Below are 20,017 nucleotides of genomic sequence, written 5' to 3' on the forward strand. Positions count from 1 at the left end.
GCGATGACCGATCCGCTGACGGAGACAGACGCGCTGCGCGCCGCCGCTGAGACCATGCGGCAGGTGCGCGAGCGATGCGTGTGGTCGCAGCGGATCACGCACCGCGACCTCGTGCCCTACCTGATCGAGGAGGCGCACGAGGTCATCGACGCCGTCGAGCGCGACGACAGGGCGGAGCTGCGAGAAGAGCTCGGCGACCTGCTGTGGCAGGTGCTGTTCCACTCGGCGGTCGCGGCACAGCATCCCTCCGCGCCGTTCGACATCGACGACGTGGCGCGCGGCCTGACCGAGAAGATGGTCCGCAGGCATCCGCATGTCTTCGCGGATGCCGTCGCGACGACGCCAGAAGAGGTGCTCGTGCACTGGAACGCGGCCAAGGCGGCGGAGAAGCGCGAGCGGACCAGCGTGCTCGACGGCGTTCCGGCAGGCATGCCGGCTCTCGCCCGCGCGCAGAAGGTGCTGGGTCGCGCCTCGCAGGTCGTCGAGATGCCGGTGCCGGCGCCGGCACCCTCTTCCGAAGCAGAGCTCGGTGACGTCCTGCTCGCGCTGGTCGCGCAGGCGCGGGCGAGCGGGTGGGATGCCGAGCGCGCGCTGCGAGAGAGGCTTCGCGCGCTCGAAGACGAGGTCCGTGCCGCGGAGTCCGCCTGACCGTCTCGGTCGAGAGGTCGAAAAGGCACCGGAGAGCGCCTGCAGCGGTGCTCTTCTGACCTCTCGGGCGCGTCTCCGCTTCGGGCGAGAAACGCACCCGTGCGCGACCTGGAAAGATGGACGGGTGGCAAACGTGAACCCGCCGCGCGGCATGCGCGACTTCCTCCCCGCTGACAAGGCCCGTCGCGAGCGCGTGCTCGCCGTCATTCGCGAGCGCTATCGCGCGCACGGCTTCGATGAGATCGAGACGCCGGTGGTCGAGGAGCACGGGCGCCTGCACGCGGGCATCGGCGGAGACAACGAGAAGCTCTCGTACAGCATCCTGCGCCGCGGGCTCGATGCCGACGGCATCCGTGCTGCGGCGGACGACCCGGCCGCGCTGAGCGATCTCGGCCTTCGCTACGACCTGACCGTTCCGCTGGCGCGCTTCTACGCGACCAATCGAGGTCAGCTGCCGACGGTGTTCCGCTCGATCCAGATCGGTCCGGTCTGGCGCGCCGAGCGCCCGCAGAAGGGGCGCTACCGCCAGTTCGTGCAGTGCGACATCGACATCATGGGCGACGAGAGCGCCCGCGCCGAGGCCGAGCTCATCGTCGCCTCGCTCGACACGATCGACGCGCTGGGCCTCGAAGGCGGCATGGTGCGGGTCAACGACCGCCGGGCGCTGGACTGGATGCTCGACAGCTTCGGCTTCACCGAAGACGAGCGCCCTGGCGTGCTGATCACGATCGACAAGCTCGACAAGGTCGGCCCGTCCGGCGTCGCCGCCGAACTGCGCGAGCGCGGCGTCACGGCATCCGCGGTCGACGCGTTCGAGGCGTTCCTCACTCGTCCGCAGACCATGGAGTACAACCCCTACGGTGAGCGGCAGATCCGCAAGGCGCTGCCGGACGGGGCGCCCGACGAGATCGTCGCCCACCTCGTCTCGCTCGGTGACGCGGTCAGCGCCGCGCGTCCGGATGCCGGTGAGCCGCCCCTCGTCTACGACCCGTTCCTCGTCCGCGGCATGGGTTACTACACGGGCACGATCTTCGAGCTCGCGCACCCCTCCGTCGGCTACTCGCTCGGTGGCGGAGGTCGCTACGACGGAATGATCGGCCGCTTCCTCGGCCAGCAGGTGCCTGCGGTCGGGTTCTCGATCGGCTTCGAGCGCATCGTCGACCTGGTCGCAGAGCACGAGGCCGAGCAGGCTCTGGCGGTCGTGCTCGTGCACGACGCCGACGTACCGGTCGCCGAGCTGCTCGCGCACAAGACGGCGCTGCTCGGAGCCGGCGTCGCACGCGTGCGTCTCGAGCGTCGTGCGAAGAACATGAAGGCGCTTCTCGAACGCTCGGCCGCAGACGGATACACGGGCTTCGTCTCGGTGCGCACCGGCGAGGCGCTCGGCGAGGTCAAGCCGCTCGCCTGACCCCGCACCCTCGGGCCGCGAGGCAGGCCAGCGGGATGTTCACGCGGCGTTCACGCCGACCGGCTGGGATCGGCATATGAACAGCGTCCGCTCTGTGGTCGTGCCCGTCGTCTTCTTCGTGGCGGCGGCGTTCGGCATCCGCCTCGGTCTCGCTCGTCAGGCGGCCATCGCCCGCCGCCGCATCGGCAAGCCGCTGGGAGAGGATGCCCTGGACGCCGAGCGCGTCTGGCGGCGCAAGCTGCCCGGCGACGCGGTGCGGCTGCTGATGGTGGGCGATTCGCTGGCCGCCGGTCTCGGTGCCACCAAGCCAAAGGAGACGCTGGGCGGACGCCTGGCTCGGGCACTGGCGAAGCAGATCGGTGCGCCGGTGGTGCTGCGCTCCGTGGCGGTCGTGGGCTCGGAGTCGTCCGACCTGGCCGCTCAGCTCGAGACCCTCACCCACGAAGACGAGGTGGATGTCGCGGTGATCGTGGTCGGCGGAAACGACGTCACGCACCGTATCTCTGCCGTCGATTCCGCCCGGCACCTGACCGAGGCCATCATCCGGCTGCACGAGCGCGGCGCGCGCGTCGTGGTGGGCACCTGCCCCGACCTCGGAGCGCTGCGCCCGGTGCCGCAGCCGCTGCGCGGATTGGCCTCGCGCCTCTCTCGGCGGCTCGCCGACGTGCAGGCCGAAGCCGCCGAGCGTTCGGGTGCGGCGCACGTCTCACTCCGGCGCACGGTCGGCCCGCTGTTCTTCGACGAGCCCGAGCAGATGTTCAGCCTGGACCGGTTCCATCCGAGCGCTCTGGGTTATCGGCGCACTGCAGACGCTCTGCTTCCGGCCGTCGTCGCCGCGCTCGGCGAACGCCGACGCGTCAGCGTGCGGTGACGCGCAGCCGCAGCATCCGGTAGCCCACGCCGGCCAGCACCACGCCCGTGCCGATCAGCGAGGCCACGACCGGCAGGGTCGAGACCAGCACGAGGCATCCGATCGCGCCGATCACCTGCAGCGAGCGAGGGTAGCGCCGCACGTCCGCCTGCTGACGGAAGGCCGCCGCGTTCGCGATCAGGTAGTACAGCAGCACCCCGAACGACGAGAAGCCGATCGCGCCGCGCAGGTCGGCGAGCACCACGATGCCGATCACGATCATCGCCACGACGATCTCCGCCCGCTGCGGCACCTGCCAGCGCGGGTCGATCACGGCGAGGAACCGAGGCAGATCCGATTCGCGCGCCATCGCCAGAGTCGTGCGGCCGATGCCGGTGATCAGCGCGAGCAGGGCGCCCAGCGATGCCGTCGCACCCGCGACGCGCACCACAGGTTCTGTCCAGCCCCAGCCTGCGACGGCGGCGACGTCGGCGAGCGGGTGCGCGCTGCCGATGGCATCCGCCCCCAGAGTCAGCATGACGGCCAGGGCGACGAGCACGTACACGACGACGGCGCCGCCGAGGGCGAGCACGATCGCGCGGGGGATGGTCCGTGCCGGGTCGACGACCTCCTCGCCCATGGTCGCGATCCGCGCGTAGCCGGCGAAGGCGAAGAACAGCAGCCCGGCGCCCTGCAGCACGCCGTACGCGGTCGCGTCGGGCAGGGGAGCAGGTGCGGCAGCGGGTGCGGCAGCGAACGCGGATGCCGTGACAGCGGCGAGCCCGAGCAGCGAGATCGCCACGAGGATGCGCGTGAGAAGCGCTGTTCGCGTGACGCCGAAGCAGTTGACGGTGGCGAGGGCGGCGACGGCGAGCACGGCGACGGTCGTGCGCCAGCCCTCGGGAGCGGCGTACGCCGCGAACGTCATGGCCATTGCGGCGCAGCTGGCGATCTTGCCGATCACGAAGCACCACCCCGCGATGAAACCCGACCATGGCCCGATCTCGGCTCGTGCGTAGGCGTAGGTGCCGCCGGCGACCGGATGCACGGTCGCCAGCTGCGCGGAGGAGGTGGCGTTGCAGAACGCGACCAGCGCCGCGATGCCCAGCGCGACGAGGATGCCCGATCCGGCGACGCCGAGTGCTGGGGACCACACGGCGAACACGCCGGCTCCGATCATCGATCCGAGTCCGATCGCGACGGCGTCGGTGAGGCTCAGGCGGCGGGCGAGGGGCATCCGTCCATGCTGGCACCCGACGGTGAACGGCGGGTGACGCGGCGCGCCGTGCGGTCGAGGGTCGCCCGGTGCAGACCGGCCGGGCGGTCAGCAGGCGATGACCACTCCATTGATCTAGTTGCGATAGTTGATCTAGTTTGATTAGAATAAGTGTCATTGGAGGTAGAGATGCTCATCAGAGTCGACCCGGACAGCCCTCGCCCGCTGTTCGAGCAGATCGCGGCGTCAGTCCGCGGCGAAGTACTTGCCGGACGGATCGGGCCGGGTGACCGGCTGCCGGCTGCGCGCGATCTCGCGGAGGCCGTCGAGGTCAACGTGCACACGGCGCTCCGCGCCTATCAGGAACTGCGAGACGAGGGGCTCGTCGAGCTGAGACGGGGCCGCGGAGCCGTGATCTCGGCCTCAGCGGCGCCCCTAGCCGACCTCGCCGAAGAGATCGCCGCGCTCGTGCGACGCGGAGCCGAACTCGGCGTTACCCCCACCACCCTCGCCGCTTTGATCAAGGAGATGAGTTCATGACCTCGCCTGCCCTCGACCCCGCCACGCAGCCCGAAGCCGCAGCCGAGGTGCGTCGCGCCCGGCGTGCACTGATCGTCGTCGGACTGATCATCCCCGCCGTTCTCACCGCGGCGGCCGTCGCCCTCGTCGCCCTGTGGATGCCCGAACTGCCCGACCCTGCAGCCATGCACTGGGGCGCCGATGGGGTCGACGGCTTCGCCCCGCCGGCCGCATATCTCTGGCTCGCCTCGGTTCTCGGACTCGGCCTGCCGCTGCTTCTTGTGACGGCCACCCTGTCGATGGCGCGCACGCAGTGGGGTGTGACGGCGCGTTTCCTCGGCGCTCTCGCGCTCGGTCTCTCCGGCTTCAGCGCAGTGATCGCCGCCGGGTCCGTGTGGATGCAGCGTGGCCTCGCAGACGCCGCGGCGGCGACGAATGTGCTCCCCGTCATGATCGGAGCGTTCTGCGCGCTGCTCGTGCTGTCCGCCGTGGGCTGGGTGCTGCAGCCTGATGTCGCGGCCACGCCGGCGCTGACGCTGAAGACCGCCCACCTGAGGTCGATCGCGGCGGGTGAGCGGGTGGTCTGGATGGGCACGGCGACCATGGCGCGCCCCGCTGTGCTCGTGATCGGACTGGCCGGCGTGATGCTGATCGGGGTGACATGGGTGATGCTGCTGCAGGCGCCCGACAAGGTCTGGATCCCCCTGCTCGTGCTGGTCGTAGTGGGAATCGCCCTCGCGGCGACGGCATCGTTCCGGGTGCGCGCGGGCGCAGATGGGCTGACCGTGCGCTCGCAGCTCGGCGCGCCACGGCTGCACGTGCCGCTCGAGGAGATCACCTCGGTGCGCGCGATCGAATGCCACCCGTTCGCGGAGTTCGGCGGCGTGGGCTGGCGCGTCGCGCTCGACGGCCGCACCGGCGTCGTCCTGCGCAGCGGACCGGCGATCGAGGTCGGACGCCGAGGCAAGGGCGCGGTGGTCGTGACCGTCGACGGCGCCGAGACCGCCGCCGCGACCCTGCAGGCGCACCTCGAGCACAGGGGTGCGGCTCGCTGACACCGCATCGCCGTCGGGGATCTCGGACCACTCGGCATCCGGCCGGCGTGTCGTGCGACTGAGTCGCGCGACACGCCTCCGTGCAGCCGGACGATCCGAGATCTCCGACGCGCAGGTGCCTTGACCGCAGCCCGCGGCCCCGGTTGGCTTGGGTCATGGTCGAATCCACCCCGCAGAACTGGCGCGCCGCAGACGAGTACCTGTCCGACCTGCTGGTCGGGCATGACCCGGAGCTGGAGGCCGCACTCGGCGCGCAGCGGGCGGCGGGGATGCCCGACATCGAGGTCGCGCCAGTCGCGGGAAAGCTCCTGAACCTGCTGGTGCGGATGAGCGGCGCGCGGCGTGTGCTCGAGATCGGCACGCTCGGCGGCTACTCGACGATCTGGATGGCGCGCGCGGTCGGCGAGCACGGGCGCGTGGTCACGATCGAGGCGGAGCAGGACAACGCCGACATCGCACGCGCCAGCATCGACGCGGCCGGCGTCGGCGACCGGGTCGAGATCCGCGTCGGACGCGGAGAGGATGTGCTGCCCACGCTCGTGGGCGGATTCGACCTGGTGTTCATCGACGCCGACAAGGAGTCGAACACGCTGTACCTCGACTGGGCCGCCAGGCTCGGGCATCCCGGCACCGTGATCGTCCTCGACAACGTGGGGCGCGACGGGGAGATCGTGAACGATGCGACCGAGGACACGAAGGTCATCGGCACGCGCGACGGACTGCGGATGCTGGGGGAAGACCCCCGGTTCGATGCGACGGCCCTGCAGACGGTCGGCGTCAAGGGGTGGGACGGCGTCGCTCTCGCGCTGGTCGTCTGACATGCGCCTGAGTCGCCACGGCGGTCACGGCTAGACTGAACCGCGGATCGACGTCGCTCCACCACCACCCTTTCCTCCCTTTCGAAGGAGCACTTCTGTGGCACTGATCGAGGCTGTAGGCGCACGCGAGATTCTCGACTCGCGCGGAAACCCGACCGTCGAGGTGGAGGTGCTCCTCGATGACGGCGTCGTGCAGCGCGCCGCCGTTCCCTCCGGTGCATCCACCGGTGCCTTCGAGGCGTACGAGCTGCGTGACGGCGACAAGAGCCGCTACGGCGGGAAGGGCGTGCTGAAGGCCGTCGAGGCCGTCATCGACGAGCTCGGCCCCGCCATCGAGGGCGTCGAGGCGAGCGAGCAGCGCATCGTCGACGAGATCCTCAACGAGGTCGACGGCACCGACAACAAGAAGCGCGTGGGCGCGAACGCGATCCTCGGCGTCAGCCTTGCGGTCGCCAAGGCTGCGGCCGACTCGGCCGACCTGCCCCTGTTCCGCTACCTGGGCGGCCCCAACGCGCACCTGCTCCCCGTGCCGCTGTTCAACGTCATCAACGGCGGCGAGCACGCCGACAACGGCATCGACATGCAGGAGTTCTTCCTCGCGCCGATCGGCGCCGACACCTACTCCGAGTCGCTGCGCTGGGGCGTCGAGACCTACCACGTGCTGCGCAGCGAGCTGAAGGCGGCGGGTTACGCGACCGGCCTCGGCGACGAGGGCGGTTTCGCCCCCGACCTGCCCAGCAACCGCGAGGGCCTCGAGTTCCTCATCAAGGCGATCGAGAAGGCCGGCTTCACCCCCGGCAAGGACATCGCACTCGGCCTCGACGTCGCAGCGACCGAGTTCTTCAGCGACGGCGTCTACCGCCTCGACAACAAGGACTGGACCGGCCCCGAGCTGATCGAGTACTACCAGGGCCTGGTCTCGGACTTCCCGATCGTCACGATCGAGGATGCCCTCGCCGAGGACGACTGGGACAACTGGAAGCAGCTCACCGACGCGCTCGGCAGCAAGGTGCAGCTCGTGGGCGACGACCTGTTCGTCACGAACCCCGAGCGTCTCGGCGACGGCATCGCTCGCGGTGTCGCGAACTCGCTGCTGGTCAAGGTCAACCAGATCGGCACGCTGACCGAGACCTTCGACGCGGTCAGCCTCGCGCAGCGCTCGGGCTACACGGCGATGCTGTCGCACCGTTCGGGTGAGACCGAGGACACGACGATCGCCGACCTCGCCGTCGCGACCAACGCGGGTCAGATCAAGACCGGTGCGCCCGCTCGCAGCGAGCGCGTCGCGAAGTACAATCAGCTTCTGCGCATCGAAGAGGAGCTGGGTGACGCCGCCGTGTTCGCGGGCGCATCCGCCTTCCCGCGCTTCCAGGCCTGAGCCGGAGCGCACGCGCTGATCTGAACGAACGAAGGAGGGGGAGCATGGCCAGACGACCGGTTCCCCCTCCTTCGTCGTCCCGGCCCGCGCCGCAGGAACGCAGTCGCACCACCGCGCGCCGCGCCGGCTCGGGTCGCTCGGTCGATGTGCGCGAGTGGGCGAGCGGCATCCGGCTGTCCGGCTTCGCGGTCATCATGCTCTCGCTCGTCGTGCTCGGCACCTGGGTGCTGGTGCCGACGATCGGCACCTACCTCGGACAGAAGCAGAAGATCGCGGCCCTCGAGCACTCGGTGCAGGTGACCCAGAGCCAGATCGCCGAGCTCGAGCGCGAACGCGAGCGATGGGACGACCCGGCGTACATCACCACCCAGGCGCGGGAGCGCCTGTACTACATCAAGCCCGGTGAGGTCGTGTATCTCGTCGACGATGATCTCGACCCCGCCGATCTTCCCCCCGAGCAGCAGCAGGTCAGCGACGAGCTCGAGGAGCGCCCGGCCGACTGGATGCCGCAGCTGCTGCGCGGTCTCACCTCCGCGGGGCTCTCGAAGACCGCTGTCGAGGCGCCGAACCGCTAGGGATAGGGTCGCACACAGCGACGCTCCCGTACCCTGGAGAGGTGACGACACCTCCCTTCCCGACGCCGACCGCCGCTGAGATCGACGTGGTCTCGAGCCAGCTCGGACGAGCCGCCCGCGGTGTCATCGGCATCGCCGCGCGCTGTGTCTGCGGCAACCCGACCGTGGTCGCCACGGCGCCCCGTCTCGACGACGGGACGCCCTTCCCGACGTTCTACTACCTGACGCATCCGGCGGCGACCGCCGCCATGTCGACTCTCGAGGCGACGCAGGTGATGCCGGAGCTGGCCGGGATGCTGGAGGACGACGCAGACATCGCAGCCGCCTACCACCGCGCCCACGAGGCGTACCTCGCCGATCGTGCCCAGTACGGCGAGGTGCCCGAGATCGACGGCATCTCCGCGGGCGGCATGCCCACCCGCGTCAAGTGCCTGCATGCGCTCGCCGGCCACGCTCTCGCCGCAGGCCCGGGTGTGAATCCGATGGGGGATGCCGCACTGCAGCGCTCCAGCTGGTCGCCCGAGCGCTGCGCGTGCGTCGACCCGGAGCCGCGCGGGGAGACAGCGCGGAATGACCGCTTACCGGGTGCTGCGAGGCATCGCCGCGGCCGCGGCGGTGACGGCATCCGTGATGCTCGCCGCCTCCTCGGCCGGCGCGGCGCCCGCGTCACCGGCGACGGCGCCCTACACGGCGACCCAGACCGCGACGCCCTCGCCCACTCCTCCGCCGATCCCCGACGACCCCAATGATCCGGAGCGGGCACGCGAGTACTGGCTCGACGGCGCGAAGATCCGCCAGGCGTGGAGCGTCACCCGCGGCAAGGGGGTCAAGATCGCCATCATCGACACGGGCATCGGCAAGCCGCCGGTCATCTTCGACGGTGCGGTCGCAGGCGGCACCGACGTGTCAGGCGTCGGCAGCCCCGACGGCCGCACGCCGGTCGGCGTCCGTGATCCGAACCACGGGTCCTGGGTCGCATCGCTCGCGGCGGGCCGCGGCAACCCCGACGGCACCGGCATGATCGGCGTCGCCCCCGAGGCCGAGCTGCTGTCGATCTCGCTCGGCTTCCCCGGATCGGCGTCGACCGTGCCGTTCGCCGACCAGGTCGTCAAGGCCATGAAGTGGGCGGTCGACAACGGCGCCGACGTCATCAACCTCTCGTTCACGACCAACACCCTCGACTGGGACGAGAGCTGGGACGAGGCGTTCCTCTACGCTCAGGAGCACGACGTCGTGGTCATCGTCGCGGCAGGAAACCGGGGCAGCGGCACGGCCATGATCGGTGCTCCCGCCACGATCCCGGGCGTGCTCACCGTCGGCGGCGTCGACCAGACCGGCGTCGCCAGCACCGGAGCATCCACCCAGGGCATCACGATCGGCATCTCCGCGCCGAGCGAGTCGCTGCTGGGGATGTCGGCCGACGGCACCCTGCGCTCATGGGACGGCACGAGCGGCGCAGCTCCCATCGTCGCCGGCGTCGCAGCCCTGGTGCGCGCGGCGCACCCCGACCTCGACGCGGCCAACGTCATCAACCGCCTGATCAGGACGGCGGTGAAGGTGCCCGACATGACCCGCACTCCTGATCCGCTCTACGGCTTCGGACTGCTCGACGCGGAGGCGGCGGTCACCGCATCCCTTCCCACGGTGAGCAGCAACCCGATGGGCGACCTGAAGGAGTGGATCCGCGTCTACCGGCGCGCCGACGCGCCTGAGCCGTCGCAGCCGCAGCCCACGTCGACACCGGTCGCCGTCCCGCCACTGCCCGCCGTCGAGCAGCCCGCCGAGCGCGGATCCCCCCTGCTGCCCACTCCCGAGTCGCTGCGGTACGGTACCCTGCCGCTCTTGGCCCTCACCGTGCCTGGTATCCTGATAGCGCTTGGCGTCACCGCAGCTGCCCGGCGCATCCGATTGGAGCGCGGTCGACGCACTCCCAACCCCTGACGACGAGGAGTTGTCCCCCTGTGCCTCAGAACAGCACTGCACCCCGCATTCTGATTGTCGGTGGAGGCTACGCAGGTTTCTACACCGCATGGAAGCTCGAGAAGCACCTTCGCAAGGGTGAGGCCGAGGTGACGATGGTGGATCCGCTGCCGTACATGACCTATCAGCCGTTCCTGCCCGAGGTCGCGGCCGGATCGATCGAGCCGCGCCACGCGGTGGTCACCCACCGCCGCCACCTCAAGAGCACGAACGTGATCACGGCGAAGGTGACGGGCATCGACCACGCCAACAAGGTCGCCACGATCACGCCCCCGATCGGCGAGCCGTACGAGTTCGCGTACGACCAGATCGTCGTGACCGCCGGCGCCGTGTCGCGCACGTTCCCGATCCCCGGCATCGCCGACAACGCGATCGGGCTCAAGACCATCGAAGAGGCCGTCGCCGTTCGCGACCGCCTGCTGTCGAACTTCGACAAGGCCGCTGCGATTCCGGCTGGCCCCGAGCGCGACCGCCTGCTGACCGTCGTGGTCGTCGGCGGTGGCTTCGCGGGCATCGAGGCCTTCGCCGAGCTGCGCTCGTTCGCCTCGTCGCTGATCTCCAAGTACCCGCAGCTGTCGTTCGATGACACGCACTTCCACCTCATCGAGGCGATGGGCCGCATCATGCCCGAGGTCTCGCTCGAGACCAGCAAGTGGGTCATGAAGGACCTCGGCAAGCGCGGCGCGTTCATCCACCTCGACACGCAGGTGACCAGCGCGGTCGACGGCAACGTCGAGCTGTCGAGCGGCGAGGTGATCCCGTCCGACCTGATCGTCTGGACCGCGGGTGTCATGGCGAACCCGACCGTCGTCCGTGGCGGCGACCTGCCCACCGAGCCCCGCGGACGCATCGCGGCGCAGGCCGACCTGCGCGTCATCGACGCCGACGGCAACCCCATCGAGGGCGCCTGGGCCGCGGGTGATGTCGCCGCTGTGCCCGACAAGACCGGCGGACTGCCCGACGGCACGTGCGTGCCGAACGCGCAGCACGCGGTGCGTCAGGCGAAGCTGCTCGCGAAGAACCTCGTGGCCGTGCTGCGTGGCGAGGGCACCAAGGACTACTTCCACAAGAACCTGGGCGCTGTGGCCGGACTCGGTCTCTACAACGGCGTCTTCCAGTCGGGCAAGATCGCGCTCAAGGGCTTCATCGCCTGGGTCGCGCACCGCGGCTACCACGGTCTCGCGATGCCGACCTGGGAGCGCAAGTGGCGCGTGCTGTGGGGCTGGTGGCACAACCTGTGGCTCGGCCGTGACTTCGCGAACCTGGCCGCTGTGCAGCACCCGCGTGCCGCGTTCGAGGAGTTCGCCGCGCGTCCGCGTCCGGCGGTCACCGAGACAGCTGCACCGGCCGCTCAGAAGGACGCCGCGAAGTCGGACGCGGGCAAGCCCGCGAAGCCGGATGCCGTGAAGCCGGCCGCGAAGGTCGACGCCGCGAAGCCGGCTGCCAAGAAGGCTCCCGTCAAGCCGGCGGCCAAGAAGGCCCCCGCCAAGAAGGCGCCGGCAAAGGCCGAGAGCGTTGAGGTCGAGGCCTGATCTGAGTCAGCGAAAAGGGTCCGTCCGAGTGTGAACTCGGGCGGACCCTTTCTGCATCCGGCTCTCAGCCGTGGAACTCGTCGGGGGTGCGGGCCGGTCCGGCCCACGCGCCGCTGCGCGTCGGCCGCAGCGGACCGAGTAGCTGAGATCCGGCGTGTCTCTGAGTGGCACGCCGCTTCGGGATCAGATGGTCCGAGAACTCCGACAGGCGCCCAGTGCGGTCACTCCGTGCCCCCACTGGGACTCGAACCCAGACTGAAGCGTGTTTAAGACGCCTGCCTCTGCCGTTGGGCTATGGGGGCCCGCGTGCTCAGCCTATCCACGGGCTGCGACCCCTGCGTCGTAGGGTAAGGGAGTGCTCGATCTCACTGCAGGCCGGCGCCCGGCATCCGAATCAGATGCACCCTGGCGTTCGCCCGACCGGTACTGGACCTCTCTGACCGAGGCGACCGCCCACCTTCCTGCACCGGTTGCGGTGATCGAGCGGGAGGCGCTGCGCCACAACGCCATGGACCTGCTGGTGCGCGCAGGTGGCATCCCGATCCGCGTCGCGACGAAGTCAGTGCGTGTGCGGGCGGTGCTCGATGCCGTGCTCGAGATCCCCGGGTACCGCGGGATCCTCGCCTTCACACTCGCCGAAGCACTCTGGCTCGCCGAACAGCACGACGACATCGTGCTCGGCTATCCGACCGCCGCCCGTGCAGCGCTGCGCGCACTGCTTGCTGATGACCGAGCGGCGTCGCGCATCACCCTGATGATCGACGACCTCGCCCACCTCGACCTGATCGACTCGGTCGCGGCCCCCGCGACGCGCCCCGAGGTGCGGGTCGCGATCGATGTCGACGCGTCGCTGCGCTCTGCGTCTCTGGGACATATCGGCGTGCGGCGTTCGCCCCTGCACTCCGCCGCCGACGTGGCGGCGTTCGCCCGCCGCGTCGTCCGACGCCCCGGTTTCCGTCTGGTCGGCCTGCAGATGTACGAGGCGCAGATCGCCGGCCAGGGGGATGCTGCGGGAGCCGACGCCCCCGTCATCCGCATGGTGCAGGCGCGTTCCCGCGACGAACTTCGCCAGCGTCGTGCCGAGATCGCCGACGCGGTGACGCAGGTGGCGCCGCTCGAGTTCCTCAACGGGGGAGGGACGGGCTCGCTGGAGTTCACCGGCAGCGACGAGTCGCTCACCGAGGCCACCGCAGGCAGCGGACTGCTCGCCGGTCACCTCTTCGACGGATACCGCTCATTTCGGCCCGCACCCGCCACGGCTTTCGCCTTCGACGTCGTCCGCAAGCCCACCGACGAGATCGCCACCGTCCTGGGCGGCGGGTGGATCGCGTCCGGCCCCGCTGCAGCATCCCGCCAGCCGCTCCCTGTCTGGCCCTCCGGGCTCCGCACGCTCGCCCGCGAGGCCGCAGGAGAAGTGCAGACGCCGCTGAGCGGTGCCGCCGCACGCGATCTGAAGATCGGCGACCGGGTCTGGTTCCGGCACGCGAAGAGCGGCGAGCCAGCGGAACGGGTCGATCGCTACCATCTGGTGTCGGAGGGCGTCGTCGTCGCCGAGCTGCCCACGTACCGAGGAGAGGGAAAGGCGTTCCTATGACTCGTCCGGGCGGAACCTGGCAGAACTGGGGTCGTACGGCGGCCGTACGTCCGGTGCGAGTGGAGCGCCCGCGCTCGCCGGAAGGCGTACAGCGCGCTGTCAAGGCGGCGTCGGCCCAGGGCCTCACGATCAAGGCCGTCGGCGCCGGACACAGCTTCACCGGCATCGCCGCGGCTCCAGGAGTGCTGCTCGAGCTCGACGACCTGCAGGGGCTCGTCTCAGCCGACACTGAGACCGGGATGGTCACCCTGCTCGCAGGCACGCGGCTGCACCGCATCCCTGCGCTGTTGAAGCCCTACGGGCTCGCGATGCAGAACCTCGGCGACATAGACAGGCAGTCGATCAGCGGCGCCATCTCGACGGGCACGCACGGCACCGGCGCCCGCTTCGGCGGGATCGCCACTCAGGTACGCGGTCTCACCCTGATCACGGCCGACGGAGAGTTCTTGCGCATCGACCAGCAGCACAACACCGAGCTGCTGGCCGGTGCCGTCGTCGGTCTCGGCGCGCTGGGCATCGTGGTCGACGTGACCCTGCAGTGCGTTCCGGCGTTCGTCTTGCAGGCGGTCGACGCCCCCGTTCCGCTCGACGGCACGCTCGGTTCGCTGACCGAGCGCGTGGCGGATGCCGACCATTTCGAGTTCTACTGGCATCCGCACACCGACGTCGCGCTGACAAAGACGCAGACCCGGATGCCCGAATCCACCCGTCGCCGTCCCATCCCGCCGTTGAGGCGCTGGCTCGACGAGAGCCTGCTCACCAACGGGGTCTTCGGTGCTTTCTGCGGCGTCAGCAGAGTCGTGCCGGCCGTCATCCCTCCGTTCAACCAGCTCGCCGTGCGTCTGACGGGCGACGCCGAGTACGCCGATCAGTCCCATCGCGTGCTCATCCATCACCGTGACGTGCGGTTCCGCGAGATGGAGTACGCCCTGCCGGCTGAGAACGTCGTCTCCGCGTTCGACGAGGTGCGCCAGCTGATCGCCCGGAGAGGGTGGCGCATAGAGTTCCCCGTGGAAGTGCGCTTCGCGGCGGCCGACGATCTGTGGCTTTCGACAGCCTTCGGGCGCGACACCGCGTACATCGCTGTGCATCGCTACTGGCGCGTCGACCCTCGCGAGTACTTCGACGCGGTCGAGCAGATCATGCTCGCCCACGATGGCAGGCCGCACTGGGGCAAGCTCCACGGGCTGACAGCGGCGCAGCTGCGCGAGCTGTACCCGCGGTTCGACGACTTCGTCGCGCTGCGTGATCGCCTCGATCCTGACCGCCTGTTCGGAAACCGTCATCTCGAGCGGATCCTCGGGGTCTGAGCCTGGCCAGTCATCCAGCCGACGCGCAGTGATCCGCGCATAGGATGGATGTCGATTCAAGAGGGGGGTCTGCATGGAATGGCTGTGGCCGGTACTGATCGTCGTGGGAGTGCTGCTGCTCGTCGGCATCTATCTGTGGTCGACGTACAACTCGCTGGTGCAGCTGAACGTGCGCGTCGATGAAGCGTGGAGCGGCATAACCGTCCAGCTCAAGCGTCGAGCGGACCTCATCCCCAACCTCATCGAGACCGTGCGCGGGTATGCCGCGCATGAGAAGGAGGTCTTCGAGGGGGTCACCCGCGCCCGAGCCGAGACTCTGGCTGCCACCGGGCCGGCCGAAGCGGGCGTCGCCGAGGGGCACTTGCAGCAGGCGCTTCGGAGCCTGTTCGCGGTAGCCGAGGCGTACCCGCAGCTGCAGGCCAGCCAGAACTACCTGCAGCTGCAGCACTCGCTGGTCGACACGGAAGACAAGATCCAGGCCGCGCGTCGCTTCTACAACGGCGGGGTGCGGGAGCTGAACACCAAGATCAAGGTATTCCCCAACAACCTGTTCGCCCGCGGCCTCGGCTTCACGGAACGTGAGTTCTTCGAGGTCAGCGATGACGGCGCTATCTCCGAACCGCCGCGCGTGCAGTTCTGACACGAAGAGGCTCGATGCGACGAAGTCGCGTTGAGCCTCTTGCGTGTCAAGGGTCGAGCGAGTGCGGGAATCGCCACGCGGGAAGCAGTGACGCCCCGTCCACGGACGGGGCGTCAGTCATTCCCTCGGGTGCACGTGCCGCCCGACAGCGGTGTCGGCGCCGTGCAGAGCGTGCGCGAGGGCATCCGCCGCATCTCCCCACCCCGACACGCTGATCCGCTCGAGGCCCTGCCAGAGAGCCGCACGCACGAGCTCCTCCGCGATCCGCTCTGCATCGGCCTCGGGGCGGGCGTGCGCCTCCCACCAGGCCGACTGCACACGCAGCGTCGAGGCGGCGCGGTCGGCCTTCAGATCGGCACGCCCCACGACACGGTCACCGACCAGCAGCGGCAGTGAGTAGTACCCGTAGCGTCTCTTGTCGGCGGGCACGTAGATCTCGATCCGGTAGTCGAAGTCGAAGACGCGCAGCGCGCGGTCGCGGAACCATACGACGGGATCGAAGGGAGTCAGCAGCGCGGCGCGGTCGATGCGCCGCGGCAGCACGGCCTCACGATGCCGCCAGGCCGCGATCGGTCTGCCGCCACGCTCCCAGCCGCGCACGACGACGGGCTCCAGCTCACCGGCGTCGACCAGATCCGACACCGCCGCACGCACAGCCGCCTGGTCGCGCAGGCGATAGTAGTCGTTGAGATCGGCGATCGTCGCGACACCGTACGAGCGCGCCGCGCGACGCACCAGCTCACGTTCAGCCTCGTCACGCGGGATCACGCTATGGCGCACCGGTGCGGGGATGATCTGCTCTGCGAGCCCGTAGCGGCGCTCGAAACCCACGCGGCCGGCGATGGCGACCTCGCCGCAGCGCCACAGGTGCTCCAGCGCGATCTTCGACTCGTCCCAGTCCCACCATGAGCCGCGCTCGCGTGGGGCGTCGTCGCGCAGGTCGGCCGGACGCAGCGGGCCGCGGGTGCGCAGTTCATCGCGAACCCAGTCGAGCGTGCGACGGTGCGCGTGCATCCAGGCGTCGGGGCGCGACGCACGCTCCTGCCAGTCGCGCATCCGAAAGCCCCACAGTGCCCAGTCGGCGATCGGCATGAACGTGGCCTCGTGGGCCAGGTACTCGACATAGTGAGTGGTGCGCGAGAGGAAGGTGCGGTCCAGCACGGCCGGGTCGTACGCGCCCAGCCGTGAGAACATCGGCATGTAATGCGAGCGGGCGAACACGTTCACCGAGTCGATCTGCAGGACCCCGAGGTGATCCATCGCCCGATGCAGATGGCGGGGCGCCACAGCATCCGGTCGGCGTCGGGAGAAGCCCTGGGCCGCCAGCGTCATACGACGGGCTTCGGCGGCGCTCAAGGTGTTCGAACCGAGGGTGTTCACGGGGCGGGACATCACCGCGTCAGCGTATCGGCAGCCGCGGACACGCAGCGCAGCGGGCATTCGGCGCGAACGTAGAATTGCACAATGAGCGACGACCCCAGACCGAGGTTCCGCAATCCGTTCCGCCAGTATCCGCCCGTCCTCGACCGCACAGTGACCACCGCGGCCGACGAAGCCGTGCCCGCGCCACTGCGCGTCACGGCCGCCTACTCCTGGCGACTGCTCGTGATCGCGGGCATGGTCGCGCTGTTCATCTGGCTGGTCATGCTGCTCAAGCTGCTGGTCATCCCGCTCATGGTCGCGATCCTCATCACCGCACTGCTGTGGCCGGCGTTCCAGCTCATGCTGCGCGCGCGGTTCCCTCGCTGGCTGGCGATCGCGCTGACCGTGCTGGGCACGCTCGGCGTCGTCACCGGTCTGCTCTGGCTCGTCGTCTGGCAGGTGCGCGAGCAGCTGCCGGACGTGCAGGCGAAGACGGCGGATGCCATCGCCCAGCTGCGCACCTTCCTGCTCGAGGGCCCGATGCACCTCACCGAGAAGCAGATCGACGGCTACATCCAGCAGGGCATCGGTCTGCTGAACGAGCAGGCCGATCTGCTGCTCAACGGAGCGCTGGCGGTGACAGGCACCGCGGCGCACATCCTCACCGGAGCGCTTCTCGCGCTGTTCATCCTCATCTGCCTGCTCGCCGACGGCGCCGGCATCTGGAGGTGGACCCTCAAGCTCTTCCCGCGCACGGCGCGGCCCGCGGCCGACGCGGCCGCGCGCAACGGCTGGGCCACCGTCGTCGACTACGCCCGGACGCAGATGTTCGTGGCCGGGATCGACGCCATCGGCATCGGCCTCGGCGCCGCGCTTCTTGGCGTCCCGATGCCCATACCTGTCGCCGTGCTCGTGTTCCTCGGCTCGTTCGTGCCGATCGTCGGAGCCGTGGTGACGGGCGCCCTCGCGGTGTTCCTCGCCCTCGTCTACAACGGCCCGCTCATCGCGCTCGCCATGCTGGGGGTCGTGCTGCTGGTGCAGCAGCTCGAGGGGCACATCCTTCAGCCGATCCTGATGGGCTCGGCAGTGAAGGTGCACCCGCTCGCCGTGGTGCTCGTCGTCGCAGGAGGAGCCATGATCGCGGGCATCCCCGGCGCACTCTTCGCGGTGCCGCTCGCCGCGTTCGTCAACGTCGCAGCCGTGACCATCGGCTCGGGCGCATGGCGCACCGGGCGTGAGCCCGCAGCCGAAGATCTCATCTGGAGCACAGTGCCGCGTGAGCGGCAGAGGAGGAATCGATGACCGCAGTCCCGAGCCTTGCCGCAGTTCCCAGCCTGGCTGAGTTCACCGCCGCAGCCGACAGCCTCTCCGGAGTGATCTCGCGCACCCCGACCGAGCTCTCTCGCGCGCTCAGCGACAGTCTCGGGTCGACGGTGATGCTGAAGATGGAGAACCTGCAGCGCACCGGGTCGTTCAAGGTCCGAGGTGCGACCTACCGGCTCTCCCGGCTGACCGCTGAGGAGCGGGCCAGGGGAGTGGTGGCCGCGTCCGCCGGCAACCACGCCCAGGGAGTCGCCCTGGCGGCGCAGATGCTCGGCATTCCCGCGACGATCTTCATGCCGCTCGGTGTGCCCGTGCCAAAGCTGCTCGCCACACGAGGCTACGGAGCTGAGGTCGTGCTCGAGGGTGAGACGGTGGCGACGTCACTGCGCCTCGCAGCCGAGTTCGCCGAGCGAACGGGCGCTGTTCTGATCCACCCCTTCGACCACCGCGACATCGTCGTCGGTCAGGGAACGCTCGGCCTCGAGGTCATCGAGGACGTCCCGGACGTCGACACGGTGATCATGGGCATCGGAGGCGGCGGTCTCATCGCCGGTGTCGCCGCCGCGGTGAAGGCGGCGGCAGCCGCAGCCGGTCGCACGGTGCGAGTGATCGGCGTGCAGGCCGAGAACGCCGCAGCCATGCCGCCGTCGCTCGCCGCCGGAAGCCCGGTCGAGATCCAGACGCATCCCACGATCGCCGACGGCATCCTCGTCGCGAGGCCGGGTGACGTGCCGTTCGAGATCATCCGCGAGCTCGTCGACGAGGTGGTCACCGTCTCCGAAGACGACATCGCCCGTGCGCTGCTCGTGCTGCTCGAGCACGCGAAGGTCGTGGTCGAGCCGGCAGGCGCCGTCGGCGTCGCCGCCATCCTCGCGGGGAAGGTGCATGGCACGGGCGTCACCGTGCCGATCCTCTCCGGCGGCAACATCGATCCCATGCTGCTGCAGCGGGTCGTGGCGCACGGTCTCGCAGCATCCGGTCGGTATGCGACGGTGCGCATCCCGCTTCCCGACCGCCCCGGTCAGCTCGCCAAGGTGTCGGACCTGCTCGCGCAGGCCGGGGCCAACGTCATGGAGGTGCTGCACACCCGCCACGGGCACGGACTGCAGATCAGCGACATGATCCTGCAGCTCTCGATCGAGACCCGCGGCCCGGAGCACACCGAACTGGCGCTCGACACCCTGCGGCAGGCCGGTTTCGAGCCGGTCATCGTGCCGGATTGAGACAGCCCGAGACCGCTGAGACGAAGAACGGCGGGATGCCCCATCCGGAGCATCCCGCCGTTCGCTGTCTCTGCGGCTGAAGCTGCCGCTCAGCCGGTGTAAGTCTCGACGCCGGTGATCTCGACGCTGATCGAGCGGCCGTTGGGGGCCTCGTAGCTGGACTTGTCGCCCACCTTCAGCCCGATGATCGCCTGCCCGAGCGGGCTCGCCTCGCTGTAGACGTCGAGGTCTCCGCCCGCGGCGATCTCGCGGCTGCCGAGCAGGAAGACCTCCTCGTCACCGGCGACGAGCGCGGTGACGACGGTCCCGGGTTCGACGATGCCGCGGCTGGTGGGCGCCTCGCCGACCTTGGCGGTCTTGAGCAGCTGCTGCAGCGTGCGGATGCGCGCCTCCTGCTTGCCCTGCTCGTCCTTCGCGGCGTGGTATCCGCCGTTCTCCTTGAGATCGCCTTCTTCGCGCGCCGCTTCGATGCGGGCGGCGATCTCATCACGACCGACGGTGGAGAGGTGCTCGAGCTCTTCGACCAGCCGGTCGTAGGCCTCCTGCGTGAGGAAAGGTACCTGAGCGTCTGTGGACACAGCGTGCT

The 20,017-nt window shown here is 69.8% G+C and carries 18 protein-coding genes, 1 tRNA gene and 1 pseudogene; 16 read left to right on the top strand and 4 right to left on the bottom strand.

Annotated elements, in window-relative coordinates:
- The first annotated feature begins 3 nt into the window (after positions 1-3).
- From JOE67_RS12890 to JOE67_RS12900, 3 genes are all read left to right on the top strand, one after another.
- Positions 4-648, top strand: coding sequence for a nucleoside triphosphate pyrophosphohydrolase (locus tag JOE67_RS12890; protein WP_204975948.1), 645 nt, complete (start codon positions 4-6; stop codon positions 646-648).
- A gap of 151 nt (positions 649-799) precedes the next feature.
- Positions 800-2,056, top strand: a complete 1,257-nt coding sequence (locus tag JOE67_RS12895) for a histidine--tRNA ligase (RefSeq protein ID WP_239528656.1) — start codon at positions 800-802, stop codon at positions 2,054-2,056.
- Positions 2,057-2,132: 76 nt separating this feature from the next.
- On the top strand, positions 2,133-2,927 hold the full coding sequence (locus JOE67_RS12900) for an SGNH/GDSL hydrolase family protein (RefSeq protein WP_204975950.1): 795 nt from the start codon (positions 2,133-2,135) through the stop codon (positions 2,925-2,927).
- Here the strand turns inward: JOE67_RS12900 and JOE67_RS12905 are convergent.
- On the bottom strand, positions 2,914-4,143 hold the full coding sequence (locus JOE67_RS12905) for an APC family permease (protein WP_204975951.1): 1,230 nt from the start codon (positions 4,141-4,143) through the stop codon (positions 2,914-2,916). The two genes, JOE67_RS12900 and JOE67_RS12905, sit on opposite strands and share 14 nt — an antisense overlap.
- A 168-nt stretch (positions 4,144-4,311) precedes the next feature.
- Between JOE67_RS12905 and JOE67_RS12910 the strand changes: the two genes are divergently transcribed.
- The 8 genes and pseudogenes from JOE67_RS12910 (at position 4,312) to JOE67_RS12945 (ending at position 11,979) form a co-directional block, all read left to right on the top strand.
- On the top strand, positions 4,312-4,662 hold the full coding sequence (locus JOE67_RS12910; protein ID WP_182252582.1) for a GntR family transcriptional regulator: 351 nt from the start codon (positions 4,312-4,314) through the stop codon (positions 4,660-4,662).
- A complete protein-coding gene (locus JOE67_RS12915; RefSeq protein ID WP_204975952.1) occupies positions 4,659-5,696 on the top strand; it encodes a DUF1648 domain-containing protein in 1,038 nt (345 codons plus the stop codon). The genes JOE67_RS12910 and JOE67_RS12915 overlap by 4 nt, the downstream gene beginning before the upstream one ends.
- A 155-nt stretch (positions 5,697-5,851) precedes the next feature.
- Positions 5,852-6,514 carry an O-methyltransferase gene (locus tag JOE67_RS12920; protein ID WP_204975953.1) on the top strand — a complete coding sequence of 221 codons (663 nt, stop codon included), beginning with the start codon at positions 5,852-5,854 and terminating at the stop codon, positions 6,512-6,514.
- A 97-nt stretch (positions 6,515-6,611) separates the two neighbouring features.
- A complete protein-coding gene (gene eno / locus JOE67_RS12925) occupies positions 6,612-7,892 on the top strand; it encodes a phosphopyruvate hydratase (protein WP_204975954.1) in 1,281 nt (426 codons plus the stop codon).
- A 44-nt stretch (positions 7,893-7,936) separates the two neighbouring features.
- Complete coding sequence (locus JOE67_RS12930; protein WP_204975955.1) at positions 7,937-8,467, top strand: FtsB family cell division protein; 531 nt, start codon at positions 7,937-7,939, stop codon at positions 8,465-8,467.
- 41 nt (positions 8,468-8,508) lie between these two features.
- Positions 8,509-9,012, top strand: a pseudogene (locus JOE67_RS12935) (DUF501 domain-containing protein); the annotation flags it as partial.
- A 25-nt stretch (positions 9,013-9,037) separates the two neighbouring features.
- A complete protein-coding gene (locus tag JOE67_RS12940; protein ID WP_239528141.1) occupies positions 9,038-10,408 on the top strand; it encodes a S8 family peptidase in 1,371 nt (456 codons plus the stop codon).
- Positions 10,409-10,428: 20 nt separating this feature from the next.
- Entirely contained in the window at positions 10,429-11,979 is a 1,551-nt protein-coding gene (locus tag JOE67_RS12945) for an FAD-dependent oxidoreductase (RefSeq protein WP_204975957.1), read from the top strand.
- A gap of 229 nt (positions 11,980-12,208) precedes the next feature.
- Here the strand turns inward: JOE67_RS12945 and JOE67_RS12950 are convergent.
- Positions 12,209-12,281 (bottom strand) — tRNA-Leu (locus tag JOE67_RS12950).
- Positions 12,282-12,334: 53 nt separating this feature from the next.
- Here JOE67_RS12950 and JOE67_RS12955 point away from each other — a divergent pair.
- The 3 genes from JOE67_RS12955 (at position 12,335) to JOE67_RS12965 (ending at position 15,523) form a co-directional block, all read left to right on the top strand.
- A complete protein-coding gene (locus tag JOE67_RS12955) occupies positions 12,335-13,573 on the top strand; it encodes an alanine racemase (protein ID WP_204975958.1) in 1,239 nt (412 codons plus the stop codon).
- Positions 13,570-14,883 carry a D-arabinono-1,4-lactone oxidase gene (locus JOE67_RS12960; RefSeq protein ID WP_204975959.1) on the top strand — a complete coding sequence of 438 codons (1,314 nt, stop codon included), beginning with the start codon at positions 13,570-13,572 and terminating at the stop codon, positions 14,881-14,883. Before JOE67_RS12955 ends, JOE67_RS12960 begins: the two co-directional genes overlap by 4 nt.
- 73 nt (positions 14,884-14,956) lie before the next feature.
- Positions 14,957-15,523, top strand: coding sequence for a LemA family protein (locus JOE67_RS12965; protein ID WP_204975960.1), 567 nt, complete (start codon positions 14,957-14,959; stop codon positions 15,521-15,523).
- 117 nt (positions 15,524-15,640) lie between these two features.
- Here JOE67_RS12965 and JOE67_RS12970 read toward each other — a convergent pair whose 3' ends face one another.
- The gene (locus JOE67_RS12970) at positions 15,641-16,915 is read right to left on the bottom strand and encodes a winged helix-turn-helix domain-containing protein (RefSeq protein WP_239528660.1); all 1,275 of its coding nucleotides are present in this window, start codon (positions 16,913-16,915) and stop codon (positions 15,641-15,643) included.
- A 72-nt stretch (positions 16,916-16,987) separates the two neighbouring features.
- On the opposite strand from JOE67_RS12970, the gene JOE67_RS12975 reads away from it, so the two are divergent.
- Together JOE67_RS12975 and ilvA are read left to right on the top strand one after the other, a co-directional pair.
- A complete protein-coding gene (locus tag JOE67_RS12975; protein ID WP_204975961.1) occupies positions 16,988-18,187 on the top strand; it encodes an AI-2E family transporter in 1,200 nt (399 codons plus the stop codon).
- The gene (gene ilvA / locus JOE67_RS12980) at positions 18,184-19,431 is read left to right on the top strand and encodes a threonine ammonia-lyase (RefSeq protein WP_204975962.1); all 1,248 of its coding nucleotides are present in this window, start codon (positions 18,184-18,186) and stop codon (positions 19,429-19,431) included. Before JOE67_RS12975 ends, ilvA begins: the two co-directional genes overlap by 4 nt.
- An 89-nt stretch (positions 19,432-19,520) precedes the next feature.
- Here the strand turns inward: ilvA and greA are convergent, their stop codons facing one another.
- Positions 19,521-20,009, bottom strand: coding sequence for a transcription elongation factor GreA (gene greA / locus JOE67_RS12985; protein ID WP_182252596.1), 489 nt, complete (start codon positions 20,007-20,009; stop codon positions 19,521-19,523).
- Positions 20,010-20,017 lie beyond the last annotated feature (8 nt).

It is taken from the genome of Microbacterium esteraromaticum (assembly GCF_016907315.1).
Taxonomy (GTDB): domain Bacteria; phylum Actinomycetota; class Actinomycetes; order Actinomycetales; family Microbacteriaceae; genus Microbacterium; species Microbacterium esteraromaticum.